This window comes from Lysinibacillus sp. BNK-21 (assembly GCF_048684915.1).
Classification (GTDB): Bacteria; Bacillota; Bacilli; order Bacillales_A; family Planococcaceae; genus Lysinibacillus; species Lysinibacillus capsici.
In genome coordinates this window covers 327,721-353,081 of record NZ_JBLQTS010000001.1, presented here as the reverse complement: position 1 = coordinate 353,081, position 25,361 = coordinate 327,721, and the positions used below count along the sequence as shown (strand labels likewise).

At 37.0% G+C, this 25,361-nt stretch carries 22 protein-coding genes and 1 riboswitch; of the genes, 8 read left to right on the top strand and 14 right to left on the bottom strand.

The window, feature by feature from the left end; all coding sequences use genetic code 11:
* Positions 1–67: 67 nt before the first annotated feature.
* Together ACMGGO_RS01780 and ACMGGO_RS01775 are read right to left on the bottom strand one after the other, a co-directional pair.
* A complete protein-coding gene (locus ACMGGO_RS01780; RefSeq protein ID WP_420281535.1) occupies positions 68–1,234 on the bottom strand; it encodes an endonuclease Q family protein in 1,167 nt (388 codons plus the stop codon).
* A gap of 72 nt (positions 1,235–1,306) precedes the next feature.
* Complete coding sequence (locus ACMGGO_RS01775) at positions 1,307–1,477, bottom strand: hypothetical protein (RefSeq protein ID WP_175400775.1); 171 nt, start codon at positions 1,475–1,477, stop codon at positions 1,307–1,309.
* Between the two features lie 181 nt (positions 1,478–1,658).
* Between ACMGGO_RS01775 and ACMGGO_RS01770 the strand changes: the two genes are divergently transcribed.
* The 3 genes from ACMGGO_RS01770 to ACMGGO_RS01760 all read left to right on the top strand — a co-directional run bounded on the left by ACMGGO_RS01770 (position 1,659) and on the right by ACMGGO_RS01760 (position 2,979).
* The gene (locus ACMGGO_RS01770; RefSeq protein WP_048394966.1) at positions 1,659–2,237 is read left to right on the top strand and encodes a TetR family transcriptional regulator; all 579 of its coding nucleotides are present in this window, start codon (positions 1,659–1,661) and stop codon (positions 2,235–2,237) included.
* 74 nt (positions 2,238–2,311) lie between these two features.
* The gene (locus ACMGGO_RS01765; protein WP_048394965.1) at positions 2,312–2,665 is read left to right on the top strand and encodes a DMT family transporter; all 354 of its coding nucleotides are present in this window, start codon (positions 2,312–2,314) and stop codon (positions 2,663–2,665) included.
* Entirely contained in the window at positions 2,665–2,979 is a 315-nt protein-coding gene (locus ACMGGO_RS01760; protein WP_259951111.1) for a DMT family transporter, read from the top strand. The genes ACMGGO_RS01765 and ACMGGO_RS01760 overlap by 1 nt, the downstream gene beginning before the upstream one ends.
* An 81-nt stretch (positions 2,980–3,060) precedes the next feature.
* Here the strand turns inward: ACMGGO_RS01760 and dapF are convergent, their stop codons facing one another.
* From dapF to ACMGGO_RS01745, 3 genes are read right to left on the bottom strand one after another with little or no spacing between them, the layout of a single operon-like run.
* Complete coding sequence (gene dapF / locus ACMGGO_RS01755) at positions 3,061–3,918, bottom strand: diaminopimelate epimerase (RefSeq protein ID WP_259951110.1); 858 nt, start codon at positions 3,916–3,918, stop codon at positions 3,061–3,063.
* Between the two features lie 52 nt (positions 3,919–3,970).
* Complete coding sequence (locus tag ACMGGO_RS01750; RefSeq protein ID WP_305193870.1) at positions 3,971–4,762, bottom strand: heme ABC transporter ATP-binding protein; 792 nt, start codon at positions 4,760–4,762, stop codon at positions 3,971–3,973.
* 5 nt (positions 4,763–4,767) lie between these two features.
* Entirely contained in the window at positions 4,768–5,814 is a 1,047-nt protein-coding gene (locus tag ACMGGO_RS01745) for a FecCD family ABC transporter permease (RefSeq protein ID WP_066038133.1), read from the bottom strand.
* 145 nt (positions 5,815–5,959) lie between these two features.
* A riboswitch (cobalamin riboswitch) is annotated at positions 5,960–6,147 on the bottom strand.
* A gap of 153 nt (positions 6,148–6,300) precedes the next feature.
* Between ACMGGO_RS01745 and ACMGGO_RS01740 the strand changes: the two genes are divergently transcribed.
* Positions 6,301–6,897: a biotin transporter BioY gene (locus ACMGGO_RS01740; RefSeq protein ID WP_048394956.1), complete on the top strand. Its 597-nt coding sequence runs from the start codon at positions 6,301–6,303 to the stop codon at positions 6,895–6,897.
* A 103-nt stretch (positions 6,898–7,000) separates the two neighbouring features.
* On the top strand, positions 7,001–7,570 hold the full coding sequence (locus tag ACMGGO_RS01735; protein ID WP_420281534.1) for a YdhK family protein: 570 nt from the start codon (positions 7,001–7,003) through the stop codon (positions 7,568–7,570).
* Between the two features lie 41 nt (positions 7,571–7,611).
* On the opposite strand, the gene ACMGGO_RS01730 is transcribed toward ACMGGO_RS01735, so the two are convergent.
* From ACMGGO_RS01730 to ACMGGO_RS01705, 6 genes are all read right to left on the bottom strand, one after another.
* Complete coding sequence (locus tag ACMGGO_RS01730; protein WP_054548876.1) at positions 7,612–8,313, bottom strand: response regulator transcription factor; 702 nt, start codon at positions 8,311–8,313, stop codon at positions 7,612–7,614.
* Entirely contained in the window at positions 8,291–9,685 is a 1,395-nt protein-coding gene (locus tag ACMGGO_RS01725) for an ATP-binding protein (protein WP_420281533.1), read from the bottom strand. The genes ACMGGO_RS01730 and ACMGGO_RS01725 overlap by 23 nt, the downstream gene beginning before the upstream one ends.
* Positions 9,686–10,168: 483 nt before the next feature.
* Entirely contained in the window at positions 10,169–10,711 is a 543-nt protein-coding gene (locus ACMGGO_RS01720; RefSeq protein ID WP_048394950.1) for an NADPH-dependent FMN reductase, read from the bottom strand.
* A gap of 63 nt (positions 10,712–10,774) precedes the next feature.
* Positions 10,775–11,392, bottom strand: coding sequence for a nitroreductase family protein (locus tag ACMGGO_RS01715; protein ID WP_004224402.1), 618 nt, complete (start codon positions 11,390–11,392; stop codon positions 10,775–10,777).
* Between the two features lie 70 nt (positions 11,393–11,462).
* Positions 11,463–12,446 (bottom strand): ring-cleaving dioxygenase, encoded by a 984-nt coding sequence (locus tag ACMGGO_RS01710; protein ID WP_420281532.1) that lies wholly within the window; start codon positions 12,444–12,446, stop codon positions 11,463–11,465.
* 50 nt (positions 12,447–12,496) lie between these two features.
* A complete protein-coding gene (locus ACMGGO_RS01705; RefSeq protein WP_004224400.1) occupies positions 12,497–12,931 on the bottom strand; it encodes a MarR family winged helix-turn-helix transcriptional regulator in 435 nt (144 codons plus the stop codon).
* Positions 12,932–13,083: 152 nt separating this feature from the next.
* On the opposite strand from ACMGGO_RS01705, the gene ACMGGO_RS01700 reads away from it, so the two are divergent.
* Positions 13,084–15,078 (top strand): catalase, encoded by a 1,995-nt coding sequence (locus ACMGGO_RS01700; RefSeq protein ID WP_048394948.1) that lies wholly within the window; start codon positions 13,084–13,086, stop codon positions 15,076–15,078.
* A gap of 47 nt (positions 15,079–15,125) precedes the next feature.
* Here the strand turns inward: ACMGGO_RS01700 and ACMGGO_RS01695 are convergent, their stop codons facing one another.
* The 3 genes from ACMGGO_RS01695 to ACMGGO_RS01685 form a co-directional block, all read right to left on the bottom strand.
* On the bottom strand, positions 15,126–15,599 hold the full coding sequence (locus ACMGGO_RS01695) for a YusW family protein (RefSeq protein WP_231595732.1): 474 nt from the start codon (positions 15,597–15,599) through the stop codon (positions 15,126–15,128).
* Between the two features lie 96 nt (positions 15,600–15,695).
* Positions 15,696–17,903, bottom strand: coding sequence for a YcdB/YcdC domain-containing protein (locus ACMGGO_RS01690; protein ID WP_420281531.1), 2,208 nt, complete (start codon positions 17,901–17,903; stop codon positions 15,696–15,698).
* A gap of 128 nt (positions 17,904–18,031) precedes the next feature.
* Positions 18,032–19,204: a glycosyl hydrolase family 18 protein gene (locus ACMGGO_RS01685; protein WP_412758673.1), complete on the bottom strand. Its 1,173-nt coding sequence runs from the start codon at positions 19,202–19,204 to the stop codon at positions 18,032–18,034.
* 604 nt (positions 19,205–19,808) lie between these two features.
* On the opposite strand from ACMGGO_RS01685, the gene ACMGGO_RS01680 reads away from it, so the two are divergent.
* Positions 19,809–20,228, top strand: coding sequence for a hypothetical protein (locus tag ACMGGO_RS01680; RefSeq protein ID WP_048394944.1), 420 nt, complete (start codon positions 19,809–19,811; stop codon positions 20,226–20,228).
* A 12-nt stretch (positions 20,229–20,240) separates the two neighbouring features.
* Positions 20,241–25,331 (top strand): DUF4132 domain-containing protein, encoded by a 5,091-nt coding sequence (locus ACMGGO_RS01675; protein ID WP_420281530.1) that lies wholly within the window; start codon positions 20,241–20,243, stop codon positions 25,329–25,331.
* Positions 25,332–25,361: the final 30 nt, after the last annotated feature.

The window sequence follows — 25,361 nt, the reverse complement described above, 5'->3', positions numbered from 1 at the left end:
TTTTACTAGAGGAACGATAAAAATAGATTAAATTACAACAATCTTTTTGAAACATTTCATTTTTTATCTAATCAACCTGTATCTTTCCATAAATCCCACCACCACCAACTTCAATGGCTAATTGACCCGTTCTCGCTAAATCGATTAAATGGGCTAGTTTATGTGGCACAATTTGTTCAAGCTGGTCGATTGTTACACGATGCAAAATATTCATTTCTGTACCAAATGCTTCGATTAAACGTTCCATCATTTTAGGACCAATACCTGGAATGAAATCAAGTGGTATCTGATGAATATAAGGTGGTCTATTTCGTTTATTGGGAAAGTCTTCAGATAGCTCCTGTATACGGGTAGCTACTCCCTTTATAATTTGAGTACTCCCACATTTTGTACAAATGGTAGCCTCTTTACTTAGCTGTTGACTACATTTTGCACAAACTGTTTGATGATATTTGCCAAGCAAAGGGTTTAGGCCATAATTGGCTATTACCGCTCGTCCCTCTTGCTCATGCAGGGCCATTTTTAATTCTGTAAAATTCGCTTCTGCTAATCGTAACTTTTGATACTCTCGTGCTAATTTCCCAAGCGAATGTGCATCAGAATTGCTAACGAATGTATATGCTTGTAATTCTTTAATATGACTTACCATATTTGTATCAGAGCTTAAACCTAATTCAATACCATCAATAAGCTGCGGATCAAAGACTTCAGTTAAACTTCGACGAACCCCTTTGCCAAACAAGCTTTTAAATGGTGTAAATACATGTGCAGGAATAAAAATACCTCCCAATTCATGTACCTTTTGCTGCAAGGTCTGACCATCACAATAAATACGCTGTGAACTTAAATGGATATTCTTCATATGTTGTGACATCCATTCTGAGAACAGCTTCATGAGCTCTAGTGTAGGAAAGTAAGCAAGCACATGAATAGGACCCTGACAATGTTGATCATAAATTTCGATCTCTGATCCGGGAATTAAAGTTGTTTCCTGAAATCGCAGACCACCTTCTTTAAGTTCTTGTAGTTCTCCGTGTTCAATCATCCTCACCATTTCTTCGATTACTTCAGGTGAGTGACAGTCAATGATCCCAATGATGTCTAATCCCTTTCTTGCACTAGCCGTCTCTAAAATTCGTGCTAATGTTAACGTTTTACTGCCAGTAATTTTCACTGCCCTTCCACTAGAAGTACGTCCAATATGAATATGTAAATCAGCATAGAATTCATTCAATTCAAACACTCCTTTAAATACATTCTATAAAACGAAAATACCTTACATTACTGCAAGGCATTTCTCACTTCATTATGATGGATGATTTGTAGTAGTGCTATTATTTGACTCAAAAGCGCCGGAACCGTGTGATGGTGTGGAGGAAGCATCATAGGCAACTAATGTTACACCAATCTTTTCTTCAAGCTCATTAATTTTTTCTAGTTGCTGCGGGTCTAATTGTGCAAACTTAATTTCTTTCATGGTCATCAATCCTTTCAATTATACAATTCCCCGAAATATAGAAAATATACTCCTTCGCATAATTGTGGAATTACAAACGAACATTGGATAATAAAAATGACTGATAATCAGTCATTTTTATTGACATTATTTTTCTTATTCTATAACATAATAATTAAGTAAGGCAAAAGTGAGGGATTGCATGTCAAAAGAAGAAAAAATTATTCAAGCTGCCATTGAGGTTTTTCGAGAAAAAGGTATAGAAAAAACAAAAGTTTCAGATATCGTTAAAGCTGCTGGGATCGCTCAAGGAACATTTTATCTTTATTTCCCATCACGCCTTTCTGTTATGCCTGCTATTGCAAAAAATATGGTAGAAAGAATTATTGCTACCTTAGATGAAGGTATTTCAAGTCATAAGCCCTTTGAACAGCAACTTGAAGAGGTTGTGGAAATGGTTTTCTTAATCACGAAAGATTATGGAGATATCGTTGCACTTATTTATGCAGGTATTGCGCAAACTGAGCATTTAAAAGAATGGGAAAATATATATGCACCCTATTATGACTGGATGAGTCATTTCTTATTATCTGGCCAGCAACAGGGAATGATACGTGATTCAATTGACCCAACACGTTCTGCTAAACTGATGATTGGTCTAATTGAATCTGCTGCTGAACAAATTTATTTATTTGATGATAGCAAGGACGAAACAATGAAATTGCTCAAGCTTGAGCTTATAGACTTCCTATCTCACGCACTTGGCCTACGTCACCCATAAAAGTGACGTTCTCTTTTACCTCGAAAATGACTGAATGTCAGTCATTGTATTACCTAATAGAAAGGATTTTATTGATGAAAAAAGAATGGATGTACGTCGTTTTAACAAGTTTATTTGAATTGCTTTGGGTATTTGGCTTTAACGTAGCAAGCTCATGGTGGCATTGGATAATTATTGTGACAATCATTGCTATAGATTTTCATTTCTTATCGAAGGCTTGTGAGAGCTTACCTACTGGTACAGTCTACGCTATTTTCGCTGGAGCAGGTGCAATCGGTACCACATTAATGGATATTTTCATTTTCGAAGGAGAATTTAATGCCATTAAAGGACTGTTCATGATTATTTTATTATTAGGTGTGATTGGTCTAAAATTAGCGGATAATTCCTCTAAAGAGCAGATGCAAACGAAAGGAGAGAATGTATAATGGGTTGGATACTTATTATCTTAGCTGCATTGTCTGAAATTATAGGTGTGGTTGGCTTACGCTTCTATAGTCAGCATAAAACATTACGAAACTTAATGTTATATATTGGTGGTTTTGGTGTGTCTTTTGCCCTTTTATATGCATCCTTCAACTATTTGCAGTTAAGCATTGCCTATGTTGTTTGGGTAGGAATTGGTACTGTTGGAGCTGTACTCGTAAATATCATTTTCTTTGGCGAATCTAAAAATCTATCACGTATTATCAGTATCATAGCAATTATCATAGGTGTAGCAGGCTTAAAAGCAGTATCTTAATGGCTTTACAATATAGGACGCCACTCTTAAATCGGAGGCGTCCTGTATTCATTTATTTAAAATGGCATGAAATGGGAGTAATTAAGATAAAAATTCATAAATACCATCCGCTATAAATTCTGCAGGTCCACGCATCCAGATATGGTCATTGTCAGCCCATCGAATGACTAAGTCACCGCCCCTAAGTTGGACTACTATCTCTTCTTCCTTCTGACAAAAACCATTTAATATAGCAGCCACTACCGCTGCACAAGCACCTGTCCCACATGCCTCTGTTATACCCGAACCTCGTTCCCAAACGCAGCATTTTAATGCCTTCTCATGAACAACCTCTACAAACTCAACATTGCAACGATAAGGAAATCTCATATCGTTTGCTATAATACCGCCTAATGTTCTTAATGGTGCTTGCTCGATCGCATTCACAAAAACTACGGTATTGGGATTGCCCAAAAACAAAGCTGTTACTAAAAGAGATTGTTGGGGTAAAGGAAATATTTCATTGATGACAAGCTCATTTGGGTTTCCTAACATCGGAATGTCTTTGCGCAATAAGAGAGGTTTGCCCATATCGACAATCACTTCTATTACACGATTGTCTTGCACCACTACCTGTGCCAGCATAATCCCGGATTTCGTTTCAATCGTAATTAGCTCTTGTCGTACAATATGACGTTCAAAAATATACTTAGCAACACAGCGAAGACCGTTACCACAATTTGTCCCCTCAGATCCATCTTTATTAAATACACGCATACCACAGTCAGCAATTTTAGAGGGTTGGATAATAATCAATCCATCTGAGCCAATACCAGTATGGATATTGGCCATTTTTTGAGCCAATTCACAAAAGATATCTTCCTTGTAATCATGTTGGAAAAGATCAAGGTAGATATAGCTGTTGCCAATACCATGCATTTTCGTAAAGGCTATTTGCATACAGTCACTCCTTAAAGGATGTTTTATGTATCTAATAGAAGATGACACTTTTCTATATTTGGCTAACCCCCTTCGTGAACTGTTCAGGTACATATGTAAGATACGGCTTCCCTGTCATTGGATGTATTTGAATATCCGCAAAAACACCAAATACATCTTGCAGCACTGTTGGCGTAAGTACTTCCTCTGGTGTACCATGACAAACTATTCGCCCTTGCTGTAAAACGTAAATTTGATCGCAATACATAGCAGCAATATTCAAATCATGTAAAGCTGCTACTACGGTTAAATGCAAAGTCTGAATTAAATCCATAAGTTGAAGTTGATGTTGAATATCTAAATGATTCGTCGGCTCATCTAATATTAATATCTGTGCTTGTTGAGCGAGTGCCCTTGCAACCATGACACGTTTTTTCTCGCCACCAGAAAGCGAACTAAAGCTTCGTTTCTCTAAATGCGATATGCCCGTTTGCCTAAGAGCCTCTTTAACAATTTGAAAATCTTTCTCTTGATCAAGCTCTAACAGCTTTTTATGTGGGGTTCTTCCCATACTGACTAAATCATGCACAGTGAAATCAAATAATACGGGTGTCTCTTGGCTTACAACAGCCAAATTTTTCGCAATTGCTTTACTTGATTGCTTTAATATATCTTGCTCATTTAATACTACCGATCCACTTTCAGGTTTTAGGAGACGATACATATTTTTTAACAATGTTGATTTGCCGCTCCCATTAGGACCAATTAATCCAACAAATTGCTTTTCTTTTATTTGAATGCTTACATCATGCAGTATACGCTGATCGTAAATGGAGAATGATACTTGTTTCGCTTCTAATGTCATGGAAGTTAATCTCCTTCACCGAAAGAATAGTTGTTACGACGGAGAAGCCAAATGAAAAATGGTCCTCCACAAAAAGCTGTAATAATACCAATTGGCATTTCCTGAGGAGCAATAATAATTCGAGCAAAAGCATCTGCCCACACTAAGAATATTCCACCTATTAAAGCACTGATAGGTATTACGTATTTATAGTTTGAGCCCACAATTAAACGCACAATATGGGGAATAATCAATCCCACAAATCCTATAGAACCACTAACTGCGACAAGCACACCTGTTAATAGAGATACTAGTAGTATTAACTGAATACGGAATTGCTGAAGATTAACGCCTAATGTCACTGCCGCCTCTTCTCCTAGTAATAATAAATTTAAATTGCGATAGTGTAGCCACAGTAGCCCAAATACAACCAAGAATACGAAAGCTGGAATCACAATATTATTCCATTTGGCTCCAGCTAAACTACCTAGCATCCAAAACATAACAGCCTTTAAGGCCCCTTCTTGCTTTGACATCATTAAAATAAAGTTAGAGATAGCCGTTAAGATAAAGGACACAGCCATGCCTGCCAATAGCAAGCGGAAAATAGAGACACGTCCCCCAACACGTGATAAGAAAAAGACAAGTGCAATGGCAAGTAATGAACCAAGGAATGCGGATACTGAAAGAGCGTAAATACCTAAAAATGAAAAGGCTCCTAAAATAATCACAGAAGTAGCTCCGACAGCTGCCCCTGAAGAAATCCCTAGAATATACGGGTCTGCAATAGAATTACGTACTAGTGCCTGAATGGCCGCCCCTGCAATAGCTAACCCCGCTCCTACTATCGCAGCTAGCAAAACACGAGGTGCTCTTATTTGCCAGATGATGATTTCCTGAGAGCGACTCCAATCTTGCTCGATCGAATTTTGTATAAAAGGAATTTTAGAAAGAATAACTTTCCATACATATAACGGTGTAACTGAAACTGAGCCAACCATTACAGCAAAGGTCATTGAAACAATTAATACCATGAAAAGTACGAAGGAAAATAACATAAATTTTTTATTCATCTGTTTTAAACTCCTACTGAATATTGATGAATGAAGCAATAAAAAAAGGTATCCCATGCGAAAATGCGCATAGAAATACCCAAGATTAAACAAAGTCAGAAAAATATCCAGCTATTGTCCGTAATTGCTTGCATCCTCGTGGGCATTACAGGTATTACTAAATGGCAGGTCTCCTGGCTTCGATTCACTATCCTATAATTGCCTTCCCATTCTTAAACAGTGGCAAATCATATTATAGGATTCATCGTTACAGTTGCGGGACAGCGTCGGACTTCCACCGACTTCCCTTTTAAGTGACATTCAAAATGTCACACCAATAGTATTTGAAGTTATAAAATTGTGACGATTCTATCATACATTTTTATAGATAGATAGTCTACTTCAATTTAATTCAGTAATTGCGTTAACTTATACAAATAATAAAGTTGACACAAATGTATTCGTTTTTTACACTAGCAGTAATAACTTATAAAACGAGGTGAAATCATGGCAACTGTTACACAACATAGTCACCATAAGTTAAGAACTGTCGACATTACCTACATTGGATTATTTACAACGTTAATGATGGTGGGTGCTAATATCACTTCCTTTGCACCTTTTATGGTAGTTGGTGGTGTACCCATTACGCTTCAAACCTTCTTTGCAATTTTAGCAGGGCTTATTCTTGGTAGTAGAAAAGGTGCGCTCGCCTGCACAATTTATATGTGCGTAGGATTGGCAGGAGCTCCTGTCTTTGCTCGTTTCGGTGGTGGAATTGGCCAAATTTTAAGCCCTACCTTTGGGTTTATTATTACATTTATATTTGCGGCATTTGTTGCGGGGTTAATCGTAGAACGAAGCGGAACAAAGAAAAGTTTTATCGTAGCTGCTTTGGTAGCAACGGCTATAAATTATTTGATAGGAACAAATTGGATGTTTTTTGCCTATAAGCTATGGGCAAGTGCGCCAGAGAATTTTTCATATAAGCTCGCTTGGCTTTGGATGATTCCTCCACTACCAAAAGATATTATTTTAGCTATTTTTGCTGGTATCTTCGCCCATAGATTACAAAAAACATTGAAGATCATGCCCATTCAATAGCATATCTCCCCGCCAGACTAAAGAAATGTTTTTCATAGGTTATATCCATCGTTTCTGCACATTTATTTGCTACATTAGGAGCACATAGTGAGGAGGATATCATATGAAATTCAATAAAAGTTGGTCAGTCGGACTATTATCAGTAGTCGCTCTAATTAGTTTATCGGCTTGTACAGAGGATCAAACAAAACCTGCGTCCACTTCTAATGAAGCTGCTGAAGAAATGGATCATTCTACAATGAACCATTCAAGTTCTGGCGAAGTACCAGTAACGTTAAAAAAAGCTGAAAATCCGAAATTTCCTATAGGAAGCACAGCCATTATTACAGATGGACATATGGAAGGTATGAAAGGGGCCGAAGCAACAATAGTAGGTGCCTATACTACAACTGCCTATGTTATTTCCTATGAGCCTACAACTGGTGGAAAGCGAATAGAAAAGCATAAGTGGGTAATTCATGAAGAATTAATTGACCCACAAGAAGCACCACTGGCTCCTGGAACAGAAGTAAAAACGGACGCAACACATATGGAAGGTATGGAAAATGCGACTGTCCTTATTGACGAGGCTGTGCAAACAACTGTATATATGGTTGATTATACTTCCACTACAAGTGGTGAAGCTGTAACAAATCATAAATGGGTAACAGAAGAAGAGCTTAGTCCAAAATAATAGAAATAACCTCTACCTTCAATTCTGGTAGAGGTTAATTTCTAGCTTTTATGTTCCATTTGCTTTCTCTTTGCAGACTTATGCCATTTATAGCCGATGCCCCAAACGGTTTGCAAGTAATCATCCGCCGGAAAACCACTTTTTCTTAATTTTTCTCGTAAATTACGTACATGTGAATCAATGGTACGATCTTCAATCGTTACATCATATCCCCAAACGGCATGTATAAGGTGTTCTCTAGAAAATGCTCTATTTTGATAATCTAAAAATAGGGCGAGCATGGCAAATTCCTTTGGTGTTAATGGAATTGCCTTATGTTGAAAATATACTTCAAAGGACTCTCTATCTAAACAAAGCCCTTCAAAGTTAATCACTTTTTCTTCAGATATCGTTCTTCTTAATACAGCATGTATGCGTGCTAACAATTCTTCCTCATCAAAAGGCTTTAAAACGTAGTCATCAGCACCAAGATTTAAACCTTTTACAATATCAGCGTGTTCTCCTTTTGCAGTAAGCATAATGATAGGAACATCCCAAAACTTCCTAATTTCCTGGCAAACCTGCCACCCATCCATCTCTGGCATCATAATATCCAAAAGAACTAAATCCACATGCTCTTCTTCTAAAAAATCCAATGCCTCTTGTATAGAAGACATTGCTCTACAATTAAATAGTGGTTCCAAATAAAGGGTTAATAAATCTAACATTCTTGGTTCATCATCAATGCATAAAATCGTTTTCACTCGTTTCTACTCCTTTAAATGATAATTCAAAAGTAGTCCCTTTATTTATTTCACTTCTAACCTTTATTTCTCCCCCATGTGCTTGTACAAGCTCCTTGACAATAGCAAGCCCAAGTCCAGATCCACCTAAAGCACGACTACGTGATTTTTCCACTCGATAAAACCGATCAAAAATATACGGTAAATCCTTCTTTGGAATTCCTTTCCCTGTGTCTTCAACGATGATACTTAAAATTCCACTGTCTTGTTTTACAGTGACTGTAGTCATATCTCCTGGTGCACAATAGATTAATGCATTATTTAATAGATTAATCAGAATTTGCTCAAGTCTTGCTTCATCTGCACATAGTGTTAAGCCATTATCACAACGTACAACTAAATAGATACCTTTATCTTGAAAAGCGGGACTTAATTTTTCTTCAATGCTTGTAAAAAACGGCTCTAAATGTAAGCAATGTTTTTCAATTACAAATGAGTTTTCATCCATTTTCGCTAGATCAAATAAATCTTTGATTAATCTAGAAAGTCTATTTGTTTCTTCTATTATAATAGCTAAATACTTTTGACGATCTTGCCCTGTTAAATCCCGTTTAGCAAGAATGTCTGTATAGCCTTTAATAAAAGTTAGCGGTGTACGAAGCTCATGTGCAATACTTGATAAAAACTCCTTACGCTCTTGCCTTAGATGATTTAAATCATTGGATAAAAGCTGGATAGCATTTGATAAATCCCCAAGCTCATCTTTTCCATTCGTAGAAAGAGCAACTGTAAAATCACCCTTACTCATTTTCAATGTAGCCTCTTTCATTTGAATAAGTGGCTTAGCCAGCTTACGAGATAGAACAACAATGACTGCAATACTGACTAGACCAGATACAATACCCACGATGAGAAAATGCTTATTCAGCCGTTTCATTAATGCATGGATGGAATCGGTATTTTGAAACATAAATACATAGCCAATCGTTCCTTGCTGATTTTGAATAGGGCTTATAGTCGCAATTGCTTTAACTTCTTGCCAATTGTCTTGTAAAACCCTTCCTTCATAAGGTATTTCCCCCTCTATTTCACGAATCAGATCACTGATTTCTTGATGTGGCTGTGAGGATGCAAGGATTGTCCCGAAATGGTCAGTCACCACGACATCTGTACTTGCTTCTGATTCCATAAGAACGACATGTGCTAGTGTTTCATTATTGAAGTTCTGTTCTAATATAGTACGATGTGAATTTCCTCTCGCTTGTAAACGCTCTAGTTCCTCTTCCACTCTAGAATTCGTCAAGGAAACATGCAAAAAAAACATCATAAAGGTTTCAATACAAAACAATGTGATGAAGAAGATAATGCCCAGCTTTAATGATAATTTTCTCATCCGTAACCACCATTTTAGAATTTCTTAAAAGTATATCTTGAAAGTGTGAAGATTTCATGCAGAAGTAGCATCTTTCCAAACAAAAAATGCCCATAAGTATATTGTATACCTATGGGTCATAGTATTGAACATTCATTAGAATTTGTATGAAAAAGGCTTGCCGTTTCACAAGAATTACCATCTTAGCAAAGATTTTATGGGTAACTAATCACTTCTCCAAGTGCCTATCCTTTCTCTAATGGGCTATTTTATCCGCTACTGCTAATATGAAAAATAATCTCTTGATGTATGGTTGATGGGAGAGGAGCTAGCGTCACAGAGTAGACCCTAGAGCGAACGGAATTGAGGGAAGCGGCATCGGACGCTAGCGGAACCGAAATCAACCATTCGCCTTAACAAAAGAGCTTTTTTTGCTAGTGACATCCTCTTTTTTTCAACAATATAACCCATAAGTATATTGTATACTTATGGGTTATATTTTAATTAAACGTATTTTTTTGCCCAACTTAAGAAATTATCAATAACTACGTCAAGGAATTTCACTGTACCTTCATCAGTTAAATTGCCTTCTTCATCAAATTTAGTGTGAACAGCACCAATATAAACGTCATTACCGCTAAGTAATGGTGAGTTAATGCCTGGAGAGAATAAAATATCACGTAAATGTAATTGTGCTTTTACAGTACCTAAATTCCCCATTGATGCACCCATAATGATAGATGGTTTGCCAATCATTACTTTATCTACACGAGATAGCCAATCAATAGCATTTACCATAACCCCAGGAACTGTACCATTATATTCAGGTGTAACCCAAAGTACAGCGTCTGCAGCTTTTACTTTTGCTTTAAAATCAAGAACTGCTTGTGGAGCCTCATTTTCAATATCTTGATTATACATTGGTAGGTCCTTTAAGCTTAATACTTCAAGATCTAACTTTTCTGTATAACGTTTTTGAATAAATTGAGCTAATTGCATATTATAAGATTCTTTACGGATACTACCTACGATTGCTACTACTTTCATGATGTTTCCTCCTAAATGTACATTATTCATAGTATTTGTATAGCTATTGTATTTTATACCATTTCAATAATAAATGGCAAATTCTTCAACTGGCTTGCGATACCCACGTAATCGACGACTGCTTTCTTTTTCTTTTCCAATAGTAATCATTAAGGCTATTTCATGTGTTTCTGGCACATTGAAAAGCTCACGCATTTTCTGATTATCAAAGCCAATCATTGGGCAAGTGTCCCAACCACGATTTTTCGCAGCTAGCATGAATAACATTGCAGACAGAGAAGCATTACGAATGGCTTCATCTTTCATGAATCCTTCACCGCGATCCTCATAAAATCTTGTATTCTCTGCTACAATATCCTCTAGTTCACCCGCTGTAATTATGCCTAAATCCACCATGCCCTGACTTAACTCAGCAGTATTTTTATATGCTTCCTTGTCACCTAGTACAAGAATTACACCTGAAGCTGAATGTACTTTATATTGACCATATGCTGCCTCTCTCACCTTTTCTTTCATATCCTCATCCAGCACAACAATATAATTAGCATGCTGTAAGTTAAATGCTGAAGGGGCAAGCTTAACATCCTCCAAAATAGGGCGTATATCTTCTTCAGTCATTTTAACGTCCTTGATAAAATTATTAGCAGAGCGACGCTTATCAATCAGCTTGGAAAATTCCATTTTTTTATCCCCCTATACAGTTATGTATACATCCAGTGGGGCTTTGCTTTCCCAACTGGATGAAATTGTGTTACTCATATTCTTTATCGAACATAATGGAACTTCTTACAGTGTCAATCGGACGAACAAGACTTTCAATCTGTTCACGTTTTGGTTCTAAAAATGGTGGTAATGACAGTTTTTCTCCTAATGTTTCATATGGTTCATCGCCCATAAATCCTGGACCATCTGTAGCCAATTCAAATAAAATCTGCGGAGCTACTCGTGCATACAATGATTCAAAGAAATGACGATTTACATAGCCAGAAGTGTGGAAACCAAAACTTTCGAAACGTGCAGTCCATTCATCTAATACCGAACGATCCTCTACACGAAAGGCAGCATGGTGAACAGTACCAAAACCTTGACGAGCAACGGGTAACACTGTGTTGTGCTCGACAATAATCTGGGCGCCATTTCCTCCCTCACCTACTTCAAATAAATGGAAGTCCTCTTCATCTGCAATCTCTGTAAAGAGCATTACCTTTTCTAAAACATCCTTAAAGTATTTAAAATTAGCGACACGGACAAATACTGGTCCTAAACCTGTAATGGCATACTCAAGTGGGATGGGGCCATCCTGCCAAGGCGTACCTGCCGCCACACCTGTATTGTGCTCATCAGAAATTAACTGATAGTGCTGATCATCAAAATCTACGAAAGATAGTGTTTTCTTACCAAACTGTTCTTTCATACCTGTATGCTTCACATTTAAACGGTCAAAGCGCTTTATCCAATAATCTAAAGCAGCATCCGTTGGTACACGGAAAGAAGTCTTTGAAATTTCATTTGTACCATGTACACCTTTTGGGATATTAGGGAAATCAAAGAACGTCATATCTGTACCCGCACTACCCTTATCATCTGCAAAGAATAAATGGTATGTTTGAATGTCATCCTGATTCACTGTTTTCTTTATTAAGCGCATTCCTAAAACATAGGTAAAGAATTTATAATTTTCTTCAGCACTACTTGTGATAGCCGTTACATGGTGTACACCTTTTAAATGATTCATAGTATGCTCCTCCTATATATCTCGATATCGAGATATATATTTAAATTTTTTTATTGGTTAGTGGCGTTCTTGCCAACTTTTTTAAGTGATAAAATCATGTTGTCCAGCTCCTGAGCTTCCAATACTTCAAATATCTCATTTATTTTCTGTTCATGCTTAGGGAATATTTCCTCCATCAAAACCTGTCCCTCAAGCGTTAGTAATACATATGTAACACGACGATCTCTTGGACATGCCTTACGGTACACATAGCCCTTTTGCTCGAGCTTATCAATCACATAAGTAATACTACTGCTTGCAATTAATATTTTTTTACCAATCATTTGAACTGGTTGTTCTCCATGATGATACAAAAATTCAAGAACCGAAAATTCAGTTTGATTTAAATCGAATTGAAGTAAATCTCTTCTAGTTGCATCTTGAATCGTTTGATATGCTCGGAACAAGACCGTAAATGCTTTTAAGTTACGATTGTTTTGCTTCATACGACTCCCTCTTTTTACTTCGAATTTAATTATCTCTAATTCGAGATAATAATAACATATACATTTTTAAACAGCAAACAATTTGTTTCTTTATGTTTGCCATCTTTTCGTTCGGGTAGAAGGTAGTTGTAACTTATAAAGGAGGATTCTAAATGAAAAAAGATGTCAATCAAAAACAACAACAGCTAGAAGCATTCCGAGTAAGTGATAAAGATCAACCTCTTACAACCAATCAAGGATTAAAAATATCGGAAGATGAACATTCACTAAAAGCAGGTGAGCGAGGACCCACTTTACTAGAGGATTTTCATTTCCGTGAAAAAATGACTCACTTTGACCATGAACGAATTCCTGAACGAGTAGTACACGCACGTGGCTCAGCCGCTCATGGAATTTTTGAAACATATGAATGCGCAAGTGATATTACAAAGGCTCAATTTTTAAATGGAAAAGGCACTAAAACCCCTGTTTTTGTCCGCTTCTCTACCGTTGCTGGGTCTAAAGGCTCTGCAGATACTGTTCGTGATGCACGCGGCTTTGCTACTAAGTTTTATACACAAGAGGGCAATTATGATTTAGTCGGAAATAACATACCAGTATTTTTTATTCAAGATGCTATTAAATTCCCCGATTTTGTACACGCTGTAAAGCCAGAACCAAATAACGAAATACCACAAGCACAAAGTGCCCATGATACTTTTTGGGATTTCATTGCAAATAATCAGGAGTCTGCTCATATGGTTATGTGGCATATGTCAGATAGATCGATTCCACGAAGCTACCGAATGATGGAGGGCTTTGGTGTTAATACTTATCGCTTTATCAATGCCGAAGGAAAAGCCCACTTTGTTAAATTTCATTGGAAACCTGTACTTGGGGTAAAATCATTAGTATGGGATGAAGCACAAATCATTGCTGGAAAAGATCCCGATTTTCACCGCAGAGATTTATGGGAATCCATTGAACGTGGGTATTTCCCAGAGTGGGAGCTTGGTGTGCAACTTATTCCCGTTGAAGATGAATTCAAATTTAGTTTCGATATTCTTGATGCCACGAAAATATGGCCTGAAGAAGAAATTCCAGTACGCATTCTTGGGAAAATGACCTTGAATAAAAATGTGGATAATTTTTTTGCAGAAACGGAACAAGCCGCATTCCATGTCGGGCATGTTGTGCCTGGCATTGATTTTTCAAATGATCCTTTATTACAAGGTCGTTTATTCTCCTACACCGATACACAGTTAATACGACTGGGAGGACCTAATTTCCATGAGCTTCCTATTAATAAACCAATTTGTCCATTTCATAATAACCAACGAGATGGCTATGGCCGACAAACCATTAATGTGGGACAAGTTAGCTACCATAAAAATTCCTTAGCCAATAATACACCACATCCTGTTTCTGAAGCAGATGGTGGATATAAGCATTATGAAGAAAAAGTTGAAGGGCATAAAGTACGTGCACGTAGTGAGAGCTTCAAAGACCATTTTTCTCAAGCAAGATTATTCTGGCTTAGTATGACAGATATTGAGAAAAAGCATATTATCGATGCCTTTAGCTTTGAACTTGGCAAAGTAAAAAATAAAGCGATTCGAAAACAAGTTGTAGACATGTATGCTCATGTCAGTTACTCACTTGCTTCAGCTATCGCTGAGCGTATTGGTATAGTTCCACCTGTAGAAGTGGAAGTACCACATATTCAACAAACTTCTCCTGCTGTTAGCCAAGTAATCAATGCAAAGGAAAGTGTCAAATCTAATAAAGTAGCTGTAATTGTTACAGAAAATAGTAGTGAAAAATTAAATGAACTTATTGCTACATTTTTAAGTGAAGATATCGTAGTTGAACTAGTAAGTAATAAACAAGGCATAGTAAGCGGTTATGAAATTCACGAAACATTTGCTACTACCTCCTCAGTTCTTTATGATGGGGTTTATGTTACAGGAGCCTTTCAGAATTCCTATGAACAAGCAAAAGCAGAACAGTTTATTGAACAAGCCTATCAGCACTGTAAAACAATAGGTTATACGGAAAATGTTTTATTTTTACAGCATATAGCCAATAAACATGGGGTTGCAACCGATCCAAAATCTTTTGTTCATGCCCTTGCTAAACATCGACATTGGGTACGAGAATGTAAATGAATGTAAAGCCAGCTAACTGATTAAATCAGCTAGCTGGCTTGTTTTTATTATTTAATTCGTTTAAATTCCTTTTCATTGCCGTCTACAAATTCGACATCCACTTCAATGGATTGATAGTTATCTTCAATATTAAATACTTTGATTACTTGATCAATCACTTCATCATTAGATGTTGTAGAATCAAAATTCAACTGCTTAAATAACGGCTCTAATTTAGTATAAGCTTCATCGCCCTGCAGTTTTTCATTTTTTCGATCATCTTCTAATTTTGCTTCTATTCCTGTTTTTTTATCCTCATATTCTACCTCATAAGACTCCGTTGCAGAGTAATCAACATCTAAAGAAAACTCTAAAAAATTAAATGTCACTTGGTCAGTTGGCGTCTCACCCGTCTGTTGTGTAGCATTCTGATCTGCTGGAGCATTTGCAGGCACATCTTTTACCTCATCCTTATTACAGCCGTAAAGAATAACAGTCATTAAAGAAATCACTAAAATAAATTTCAATTTCAATTTATTCACTCCTTTCTTTACATATTATTTCCCCATTCTTCTACAAACTAACCTAAAAAGGGCATCTCCTACAAATAAGGAGATACCCTTTTCATGGAATGCGACTTAATAATAGAAGTTACGATCCACTTTATTTTCTTGAATAGCTTTTGCTAAACGAACTGTTGACACAGCTAAATCAGCATATGACACACTCTTGGTAGCATTAAAGTTATTTTGCTGTGTATCAATCAGCCCCATCCCATTTGCTATTGCTATATAGCCTGTATACGCTGGATCAATAGAAGCTGCATCCGCAAAGTTTAATTTGTAAATATCCTTATACTTTGCAACATTCTCCAATTGCATTGCTTTAACAGCCCATACTGCTAGCTCTTGACGAGTCAATGTTTCATCCAAAGTGAATTGGTTTGCTGGCTGTAAAATTCCCATTCTTACAGCTTGTTCAACCACTCCATATAATGGATGGTTTTTATCGATATTGCTGAAGGTTTGCTTTTCACCATCGCCACTACCAAAATGGCCATATGTTAAAGATTTTAGTAGAATCTTTAATGCTTCTCCCTTTGTCACAGCAGCATCAGCATTAAAGTTTGCTATATCTTTTACCTCTAATACATTTTGATGTAAAAGATAATTTAATTCATTGGCTGCTGTTGGGTGTGAAATAGATGGTTTTTCTTTTGAGTCATCTACCTCATACAACCATTCACCAGTAATTGCATCAATCTGATTAACTAAGCTACCGTTGTAAGTTGGAGCATAGACTAGATCATAATGTTGTTTACCTTCAGTATCTTGTTTTATATATTGTAACTGTAATGTAAGGGCCTTACTATATGCTTCTTTTGCTTTATCAGCAGAGATTACCTGACTAAGAGAAGGCCAGTTATTAATCTTTTGCTTATTAACATTCAATGAACGTAATGACCCATCAGAGCCAATACCTACGTTTATTTCATCTCCAACAACCGCAATCCCGTTTACGATGCGTGGGAAGGAGAAGTAATAATCTTTACTATAATCATCATATACAGGATCATCAATTGGCATCGAATACTCATGTAAATAGGATGGAGCCCATTGCTTTAAGTATTCAATCGCCTTTGCTAATGCCGCATCCTTAGAGAGGGTAGTTGTTTTGTCAGTGTTGATAAAATCTCTCATAATATCGTGATACTGCACGATATCGCCTGTTGCCTTATTAATTTCTAAAGAGGTACCAGACCCGCCATTATTGTACATATACATGTAATTTACTGTATAAACTGTTTCACCATTGTCATTTTCTCTTTCGTCAACCATATCAATAGTGAGCTTTGCCTTGTCTTCATCAACTTTTAATAAATTTTTAGCGAATTCCTCAACCTCTGCTACTGTCATACCGCTTTTTCTTGGTGGTAATTGCTGTGAGGATATTTTCTCAGCGCTTTTCGTCTTTGGAACTTGTGTAGAGAAGCCATTCGTTGTTTGCCATTGACCTGTTAAAGCATGTACACCATTAAATCCTGTTGCTGGCATATAGACAAGCTTCACATTACGTTGATCGCTAAAATAGTCAACGTAATAACGAAGTTCAACTGCTAAGTTATCACGTACTTGTGAAACAATTTCTTCCTCATTTTTTTTCTGGCTTGAGCTATCAAAGGTTGCTTTACCAATTGATTCTGTATTTTTATACATTCCTGTTATTTGACCATTAGCAAGAACATCTATAGTGATACTTTGATCGCCAATAAGCACTCCATTATAGGTTGGTGAATAAACAAATGAGTAGGTAATTGGTTGTGATAATGGACGATTAATGACATTGTAATAACCGAAGCCATCTTCACGGAGTTTATAGTTCTCTATTTTCGCAAATTTTCTTAGGAAGTCATCTGCAATTTTTTTTGCTTCAGTCTCTGAATATTTTGCGGGATATACTGCTTCAGCGATATTAGCTGGCTGATAATAGAAATGTTCTAACTCTAAATCTTCACCTTTAAATGTAAAACCACCATATACATCTTTACCATTTACCGTTTTATGGAAGTTTAAATCATAACGGACCGTTGTATCATCTCTAAAGAAATGACCGCCTCCAGAATTAAACTCATTATCAGCTACAAATTTGAACTCTTCAGGGAATAGTGCACGTAATTTGTTAATTAGCATACCTTTTGTCACTTTCGTCTCTGAGGCAGCCAACTGTATTGCAATACGCTCTGAAGGTTCTTTCACATTTGCAGAAGCTTGTGAAACGGGTGCTAGAATACCAACAGAAAATGCAGTAGTGGTTAAAATAATACCTAACTTTTTAAATTTACCCAAAATATACCTCCTAAAATACTATTTACCATAATTATAATATATTTACCCATGATTAGAAATGAATTTTACAGATAATTTCCTCTTCGAAGAAAATACATTGGGCAATCCGTCCTTTTTTCTTCATTTTCTCATTTCTTTACCACATCAAAATTGGCACCAATTAACACCCAGTTCTGAGGGAATGGTAGTCCTAATTTCCAATAACCAATACCACGAAGGTTATATTGTTTAATGAGATTGAATTTAGCTTGAATAGATCTAGCATCTTCAAACCATACCATATGCGCCCTACCTTGCTCATCATAGTATTCAAAAAATGGTGCTTGGGCTCTCCAATCATACTGAATTGCTGCATTATAACGTTTAGCAATTTCAATGGCTCGCTGTGGACTAAGCGCTTCTGCATACGGTCCCCCCTGAACAAAAGGTAACGTCCAATCGTAGCCATATAAATTTTGCCCTAACATAATTTTGCTTGCAGGTATTTCACTCACCGCATATTTTACAACTGCTTCTACCTCTGGGAGAGGTGAAACGGCCATTGGTGGGCCAGCTGAATATCCCCATTCATAAGTCATGAGTAAAACAAAGTCCACGATTTCCCCATGTGCTCTATAATCATGTGCCGCTGTCCATGGTCCTCGTTCACTATCACTTGTTTTAGGAGCTAATGCTGTAGACACTGTATATCCTTGAGCGTGAAATTTTTCTACAGCTCTTCTTAAAAAATTGTTATAGGCTTGTCGTTGATCTGCTGGCAAATTTTCGAAGTCAAAGTGGATATCTTTAACATCCCCAAGTCGCTTTGCTTCTGCAAGAATATTATCAAATAATAAATCTTGAACAGCTGTACTTTGAAAAATATCTCTCGCTAATTCACCACTAAAACTAAAATTCTCCAAATTAGAAATAACCATTGCCATTGATGCTCCCGTATCATTTGCAATTTGTGTCACACCTTGGCTTGGTGGCTTCTGTAAAGTACCATCACGCCTAGCCTCATAGCTAAATAAAGCTAAATATGTTAAATTAGGACCCGCTTCCCTCGCTTGATTCAAGAGTGCTTCACTAACTGATGTTCCTCTCGGCTCTAAATAGGCTAATGTTTCTGCCCTTGTTTTTGGTGGCTGTGGGATATATAATCTCGTTCCAACTGCTAATGGTTGATTTGGATTAATGCCATTTACTTGTGCAAGTGTTACATAATTAATACCGAAACGTTGGCCAATTGACCATAGGCTATCACCTGGCTGTACATAATAAAAGCTTCCGACAATCGGGATTACAAGAGCTTGCCCCACAACTAAACGATTTGGCTCTGGAATTTGATTGGCATCTATAATGCTCTGAACCGTAGCCCCATACGCCTGTGCAATTCCCCATAAAGACTCGCCAGCCCGTACAACGTGTATTTGAATGATTTTGCCTCCTTCTAGCTTTATAAAATCATACCTATAAAGCTTATGAAATCAGAGATGAAAAGATGTCTCTTAACAACTCCACAAAAGTACACCACTATTTATAGCAAATAAATAGTAGGCTGTATTATGTCACCTATTTAATACTAATGAGAATAATCTTCGTTTACGAGATTTCATGAAAGAATGTTCTTTTAAATACGTATGTCTAAAAAGTTACCTGAGTAATATATTCTGCTTCTTCACCGTTATTAGAATAAAAAAACGCAAAATGATACTTATCTTGATAACAATAATCGTACAAATGTTCTATTTTCCGCATAATCTTCAGTAAATTTTTACCCACTTTCTACCCTACAAATCAGTTGTAGCAGGCTACTTTTGATAACACTTTTCCCAAATTTTTTTACGCAACTAGCGTCATATGCCTTATTCTTTTCCCTGTTCTCACTCTTGTATAATGAAATTATTGTAAGGAGGTGTTAGATTGCGTTTATTTTACCAGCAAAAAGTAATCGGTAAGAAGTCTCGTAAACTTGAAAAAATTTCATTTTCAATTGAAGAGCCTGTCATAACGTTACAAGATTTACTTGTTCAGCTTGTTACACAGCAGGTTCAACAATTTAATGAGAAAATGGTAGATACACCACTTCATGTTTATTTATCGGATCAGCAACTAGAAGAAGCTGCTCAATATGGCAAAGTACATTTTGGAGAAAAGAAAAAGGATACTGTACAGTCAGTGGATCAAGCTATTTCCACAATGCTTCAAGCCTTTCAGGACGAGCTGTTTTTAGTCCTTCATAATGAAGAATCTTTAGATTCTCTTTCTACACCATTAAACATACAGGAAGACGATGTCTTTACATTTATTAAACTTACTATGCTTGCAGGACGAATTTGGTAAGGAGGGATTTATATGACACTTTCACATGAACAAAAAATACATTTTCAAAGTATAGTTGATTCTGCACCTATAGCAATACAGCCTTTAGCAGCTGCATTGTTAAAATACATGGACAATAGAGATTATGACATTGAAACGCTTATAGCTGCTCAGCAATATTCCTCACTTGAAGAACTATTTAGTGGACCATTATTTGAAGTGCTTACCATGTTTTCTTCACAAGAACGTGCACTTAAGATCAAGAAACTAGCATTACGCTTTGATGCTACAATGTTCCAAAGAGGTGTTTTACGTCGATCTTTTCGTTCTTCTCAACCAGTGCAAGACCATCTGTTTCAATGTTTACAGTTAATAGAAGAAATGCTGACATTTGAGGAAATTACTTTGCAGGAGTTGTTAACGAATCATCGTCAATATGAGCATGGAACCTATCCAAACTATAGCTCCTATGTCTTAAAGAATGAAAATACAAAAGTAATGGGTTTTAATGTCTTTGAGCAGTTGCTTGCTGAAGAACTATCATTAGAAAACCCGTCAATTGAAGAAGCAGTAGAAGGTATTTTATTTGATGAACATCAAAGTAGCTTTTTCGGCCATCCATTCATTCGAGGTATTTTTAAATCAAGTAATCATCGGATGCATGATGCACTTGGCAAACTCTTATTAGCAGCTGCACGACAAGAAGGTTTACGACAGGCAATAGTAGAAAATATTGACCATGGCAATCTTGATGCACAACTCAACATGATGAAGCTTATTCAGGAACATCGCCTAACACGCTTCTCCTCTGTAATTCGAGCAGTCGATACTTGGATGGGACTTGGCTATAATAGTTTCGAAAATCAAAAAATAACAGAGGAAGTTCTTGCATTAGCCATCCAAGCAATCGAAGAAGACAGCTTTGTTGAGCAATTGTTAACGAGTGAACGTACAATTGATATTTATGTTGTATTATGGGCTACTGCTACAAAGGACTATACGAAGTTAAATGACCTTGTAACAATACTCTTAAAGCGTGACAAGCATATCCAACTTACAACGCTTGCCTTTTTGAAAAACTTATCGAAAATTTCCTTCACTGCGCCATTTGTAAAGGATTTAATCTTATCAACAAAAGATATCGAGTTGTTTGCCTTTGCATGGGGCAATTTTCTTTATGCTAATCACCATATTAATAGTGAGTATGCAAGAGACAATGAATGGGCGCAAATCCTTCAAACCTTCATGCAAGAAAACACACAGTTACAAGGGATTGAATACCTTTTATTTGAACAGCTTGAGTGGGCAAAAAATGAAATTACGAAAGATGGACTTAACATTACAGGTAAACCTCTATCCTTTGTCCATGTCCATTTGTCATTAGAAGATTTAATTTCAACACAAATTATTTTAGCCCATCATGTACAAGACGAGGCATTATTCCAACGAATTATTGAGCATGCAGATTCTTACTCACCATCTAGCAGAATCGGCCTACTGAATATTTATTGTCTTGACCCTGTCACAGAAGGTCAACGTGAATTTTTATTTAATTCATTACGGGATCGCAGTTCCATCAATCGTTCTCTTGCGTTAAAGAAAATACATGCTCTAACACCAACAGAAGAAGAAATAGCAAAAATTGAAGATCTTTTAGCTAATAAATCAGGTGCACTTCGTAAAGAGGCTATTTCACTCTTAAAAGTTCAGGCACAGAATAATCTGTTACAAAGTGCTGAAAGGCTGATAAAAGATAGTAAGCAGTTAAAGAGACTTGGAGGGCTTGAATTACTACTAGTAGCCTCTAAGCAATACAACTTAGCAAGCGAGCAAATTACAGCTTTATGCTCCTTATTACCAAAAGTAACTAAAAACGAGCAAGTTTTGTTAGAGCAATTAATTACAAGGGATGTCCCTGAGTATAACGAGAGTAATGGCTTTGGCTTGTATACACCACATCCCCCTATTCAATATGGCTGTATTTCGGATGGAGCCATTCAAATGAATGGTGTAGAGCCTTGGCAACAGCTTGCTCCACTTTATATACAGGAACCTACACCTTTTGAAAAATTCTTTCAATATGATGTTGATAAGTTATTATCTAAGCTTGAACAGCTTATTCAGGTTTTAGATCAACATGCTGAACTAGACTATGAAACATACCAATGGAATGACACTCCCATTAGCACTACATTAGGACAAAGATATAGTGTAATGGCAACTAAATCGGATAATCAACGACATGCTAGTCTTGATGCTTATCCTATCCCCGAAGAAATTGTTCAATGGATGAAGACAGCATTATTTAGTAATGAGGACTTAGCCTATTTTAATTTTTACCATAATCTATCAGAATACCCTGCTGCTCATGATCTTTCCGAAGCAGCTCATACACTAATCAAACCGTTCTTCCAATACAAAGATTTAAAAGTACGTGTTGCGCAATTTAATTCCTTGAAATATGACGATACAATTCAACAGATTTTCTCAGTGCTATCCCAAGACATCGACAAAATCTCAGGTGATACAGTGCTGCATCAGGAAGCACTTTCATTACTCGAAAAGCATGCACCCGAATTTAATCGCTTCGAACAGGCAGTAGGCATAATGTTACAGCTATTCAAACAAATCCCTGTTGATCAGTGGCAACTTGATGTTCGAGAGAAGGGTTATTATTACTATCGTTCCACTTCTACTATTATCGATTTAGATGTCGTTGAGTCATTCGTTGATCGATGCTGGTCTGATTACTCAACCTATGGTGAATATGTCAAAATGCTAGCTGTTAATGAAGAGCTAACAAAGCGTATGAAAAATGCAAGCTATAGCCCAAACGTCTACAATTTATCTTTGTTCCAATATTTAGACGCCATGAAAGTTGGTTTATTTACGCAAGATCACTTATTTGAAGCCATATTTACCAACACGCTCGCTTCAGAAATATTTAATGAGCCAACTAAGTTACAAGAACGCTATCAACAATCGTTTGAAGATTTAACAGATTTCTTTGCTATTCGTGAACAAGCGATTGATCGTATTTTAGCCATAGAGCTAAAACGTGGTGATACGCCTACTGCTGTAACAAAGCTTGCTAGTAGCATTTCTTATTTTGAGGGTATTGATTATTTCTTACAGATTCTACAGGCACTTGACGGAGAAAAGCTTGCGAGAGGATATATTTGGCAGGCAGAAACGAAAAAGGATGTATTCTCCCGATTGCTAACTAACTGTTACCCCAAAAAAGAAGAAACAGCGCAGCAATTAAAAGAAGCTTGGCAGAAAACAGACATTTCTAAAGAACGATTAATTGAAGCAATGATGTATAACCAGCATTGGATAGACCTTGTCAGTGAAGTGATTGGCTGGGATGGACTAAAAGAATCAGCCTGGTATTTTATTGCTCACACCACAGATTCTTTATCCGACTTTGCCAAAGATCAGATTGCCCTTTTCTCTAGCATCACTGCTGAGGATTTCCGTGATGGTGCATTCGATTTAGCTTGGTTCCAAAGCGCCTATCAAACACTTGGAGCTAAGAAATTCAAACTTGTTTATGATGCTGCAAAATATGCTTCTGAAGGAGCCAACCATCGTCGGGCACAGCTTTATGCCGATACAGCCATCGGTAAACTCAGTCCAAAAACGTTAATGCAAGAAATTCAAGATAAACGCAATAAAGATAAACTGCGCGCACTTGGTCTTATCCCTTTCATAAAATCAGATGACAAAGACGCCCTGACACGCTATCAATTTATTCAACAGTTTTTGAAGGAAAGTAAGCAATTTGGTGCTCAACGCCGCGCAAGTGAGGCTCGAGCAGCAAGTATCGCTCTAGAAAATTTAGCGCGCAATGCAGGGGATGGAGAAGCCACTCGCTTCACATGGCGTATGGAGTTATCTGCCTTTAACGATATGAAGCATTTATTTAAAGCACAACAAATCGAGCAAATTACAGCCCATCTACAAATAGAGGATGATGCCTCTGTAGCTATTATTGTTGAAAAGGATGGTAAACGTCTAAAGAACGTTCCTGCTGCATTAAAAAAGCATGCTGATATTGTAACCTTGCAGGAAGCCCGAAAAGACTTACAAGAACAATATAAACGAGCACGCCCAGCGCTTGAGCAAGCAATGGAATTAGAAACAGTATTTTCGGTCGAGGAGCTCATTCATTTATTAGCTCATCCGATTCTAGCTCCGCTGTTACAAAAACTACTATTTATTAGCGATAATTACGTTGGAATGCTGACATCAGAAGGTTTACAGCTTTTATCGGCTGACATTGTGAACCTTGCTCCTACGTCCTCTATAAAGATTGCTCATCCTTACCATCTTCTAGAGAGCGGTCAATGGAGACAGTGGCAATCCTATATGTTCGAGCACAACATTAAACAGCCATTTAAGCAAGTGTTCCGTGAGTTATATCTCATCAATGCTGATGAAAAAGCACAGAAACATTCATTGCGCTATGCAGGGCATCAAGTAAATCCTTCACAAACAGTAGCCCTGTTGAAAACACGTGGCTGGCAAATCAGCTATGAAACAGGACCACGTAAAGTATATTATAAGGAAAATATTGTGGCATCCTTGTATGCACAGGCAGATTGGTTTACGCCAGCAGAAATTGAAGCACCTGCAATCGAAGGTGTTTACTTCTATGATCGACTAACAGGCAAAGATATCGTTTTAGATGATATTCCAGCTGCGATATTCTCTGAGGTTATGCGAGATATTGATCTTGTTGTCAGCGTAGCTCATGTTGGTGGTGTAGACCCTGAGGCAAGTCATTCTACTGTTGAAATGCGCAGTATTATCGTAGAAGAATTGGCTAAATTATTGAAGCTAAACAATGTGGAAGTGAAAAAGCAACATGCCCTCATAGAAGGTAAGCTAGCAAGTTACTCCTTACATTTAGGAAGTGGTGTGGTGCATCAAATAGGCGGTTCCATGATCCCAATTATTGCTGTCCCATCTCAGCATCGTGGACGAATTTTCTTACCGATGGTGGATGATGATCCACGGACGGCTGAGATCATGACCAAGCTCTTATTACTATGTGAAGATACAAAAATTAAAGATCCAGCTATATTAACTCATATTCGAAGCTATGAGCAAATGCACTAACGTACTCTAGATAAAAACAGGTGACTCCAT